The following is a 3086-nucleotide window of genomic DNA, read 5'->3' on the forward strand; positions in this document are numbered from 1 at the left end:
CTCAAGGAGGTGGGAATACTCATCTCGAAGCAGGCTTCCCGCTTAGATGCTTTCAGCGGTTATCCCTCCCGAACGTAGCCAACCAGCCATGCCCTTGGCAGGACAACTGGCACACCAGAGGTTCGTCCGTCCCGGTCCTCTCGTACTAGGGACAGCCCTTCTCAATATTCCTACGCGCACAGCGGATAGGGACCGAACTGTCTCACGACGTTCTAAACCCAGCTCGCGTACCGCTTTAATGGGCGAACAGCCCAACCCTTGGGACCGACTCCAGCCCCAGGATGCGACGAGCCGACATCGAGGTGCCAAACCATCCCGTCGATATGGACTCTTGGGGAAGATCAGCCTGTTATCCCCGGGGTACCTTTTATCCGTTGAGCGACGGCGCTTCCACAAGCCACCGCCGGATCACTAGTCCCGACTTTCGTCCCTGCTCGACCCGTCGGTCTCACAGTCAAGCTCCCTTGTGCACTTACACTCAACACCTGATTGCCAACCAGGCTGAGGGAACCTTTGGGCGCCTCCGTTACTCTTTAGGAGGCAACCGCCCCAGTTAAACTACCCATCAGACACTGTCCCTGATCCGGATCACGGACCCAGGTTAGACATCCAGCACGACCAGACTGGTATTTCAACGACGACTCCCACCATACTGGCGTATGGCTTTCACAGTCTCCCAGCTATCCTACACAAGCCGAACCGAACACCAATATCAAACTGTAGTAAAGGTCCCGGGGTCTTTCCGTCCTGCTGCGCGAAACGAGCATCTTTACTCGTAGTGCAATTTCACCGGGCCTATGGTTGAGACAGTCGAGAAGTCGTTACGCCATTCGTGCAGGTCGGAACTTACCCGACAAGGAATTTCGCTACCTTAGGATGGTTATAGTTACCACCGCCGTTTACTGGCGCTTAAGTTCTCAGCTTCGCCACCCCGAAGAGTGACTAACCGGTCCCCTTAACGTTCCAGCACCGGGCAGGCGTCAGTCCGTATACATCGCCTTACGGCTTCGCACGGACCTGTGTTTTTAGTAAACAGTCGCTTCTCGCTGGTCTCTGCGGCCACCCCCAGCTCGAGGAGCAAGTCCTCTCACCAGTGATGGCCCCCCTTCTCCCGAAGTTACGGGGGCATTTTGCCGAGTTCCTTAACCATAGTTCACCCGAACGCCTCGGTATTCTCTACCTGACCACCTGAGTCGGTTTAGGGTACGGGCCGCCATGAAACTCGCTAGAGGCTTTTCTCGACAGCATAGGATCATCCACTTCACCACAATCGGCTCGGCATCAGGTCTCAGCCTCAATGTGCGACGGATTTGCCTATCGCACGGCCTACACCCTTACCCCGGGACAACCACCGCCCGGGATGGACTACCTTCCTGCGTCACCCCATCACTCACCTACTAACCGCTTGGTTCGGCGGCTCCACCACTCCCCTCAACTCCGAAGAGATCAGGGCGGCTTCACGGCCTTAGCATCACGATGCTCGATGTTTGACGCTTCACAGCGGGTACCGGAATATCAACCGGTTATCCATCGACTACGCCTGTCGGCCTCGCCTTAGGTCCCGACTTACCCTGGGCAGATCAGCTTGACCCAGGAACCCTTAGTCAATCGGCGCAAACGTTTCTCACGTTTGTATCGCTACTCATGCCTGCATTCTCACTCGTGAACCGTCCACCACTGCCTTCCGGCGCGGCTTCACCCGGCACACGACGCTCCCCTACCCATCACAGCACCCGTTGGGGCTATACGCTGCAATGACACGACTTCGGCGGTACGCTTGAGCCCCGCTACATTGTCGGCGCGGAATCACTAGACCAGTGAGCTATTACGCACTCTTTCAAGGGTGGCTGCTTCTAAGCCAACCTCCTGGTTGTCTGTGCGACTCCACATCCTTTCCCACTTAGCGTACGCTTAGGGGCCTTAGTCGATGCTCTGGGCTGTTTCCCTCTCGACCATGGAGCTTATCCCCCACAGTCTCACTGCCGCGCTCTCACTTACCGGCATTCGGAGTTTGGCTAAGGTCAGTAACCCGGTAGGGCCCATCGCCTATCCAGTGCTCTACCTCCGGCAAGAAACACACGACGCTGCACCTAAATGCATTTCGGGGAGAACCAGCTATCACGGAGTTTGATTGGCCTTTCACCCCTAACCACAGGTCATCCCCCAGGTTTTCAACCCTGGTGGGTTCGGTCCTCCACGAAGTCTTACCTCCGCTTCAACCTGCCCATGGCTAGATCACTCCGCTTCGGGTCTTGAGCGCGCTACTATATCGCCCTATTCGGACTCGCTTTCGCTACGGCTTCCCCACACGGGTTAACCTCGCAACACACCGCAAACTCGCAGGCTCATTCTTCAAAAGGCACGCAGTCACGAGACGAAGAGCAAGCTCTCCGTCCGACGCTCCCACGGCTTGTAGGCACACGGTTTCAGGTACTATTTCACTCCGCTCCCGCGGTACTTTTCACCATTCCCTCACGGTACTATCCGCTATCGGTCACCAGGGAATATTTAGGCTTAGCGGGTGGTCCCGCCAGATTCACACGGGATTTCTCGGGCCCCGTGCTACTTGGGTGTCTCTCAAGCAAGCCGCTGATGTTTCGACTACGGGGGTCTTACCCTCTACGCCGGACCTTTCGCATGTCCTTCGCCTACATCAACGGTTTCTGACTCGCCTCACAGCCGGCAGACTGTGAAAGAGAGATCCCACAACCCCGTATACGCAACCCCTGCCGGGTCTCACACGCATACGGTTTGGCCTCATCCGGTTTCGCTCGCCACTACTCCCGGAATCACGGTTGTTTTCTCTTCCTGAGGGTACTGAGATGTTTCACTTCCCCTCGTTCCCTCCACACTGCCTATGTGTTCAGCAGCGGGTGACAGCCCATGACGACTGCCGGGTTTCCCCATTCGGAAACCCCCGGATCAAAGCCTGGTTGACGACTCCCCGGGGACTATCGTGGCCTCCCACGTCCTTCATCGGTTCCTGGTGCCAAGGCATCCACCGTGCGCCCTTAAAAACTTGGCCACAGATGCTCGCGTCCACTGTGCAGTTCTCAAACAACGACCAGCCACCCATCACCCCGAAC

At 56.9% G+C, this 3086-nt stretch carries 1 rRNA gene; it reads right to left on the reverse strand.

The features are described from left to right. Positions 1-3025 (reverse strand): 23S ribosomal RNA (locus ABT296_RS38370); the annotation flags it as partial. Positions 3026-3086 lie beyond the last annotated feature (61 nt).

The sequence above is a fragment of the Streptomyces sp. NPDC000983 genome, assembly GCF_040299205.1.
Lineage (GTDB): Bacteria > Actinomycetota > Actinomycetes > Streptomycetales > Streptomycetaceae > Streptomyces.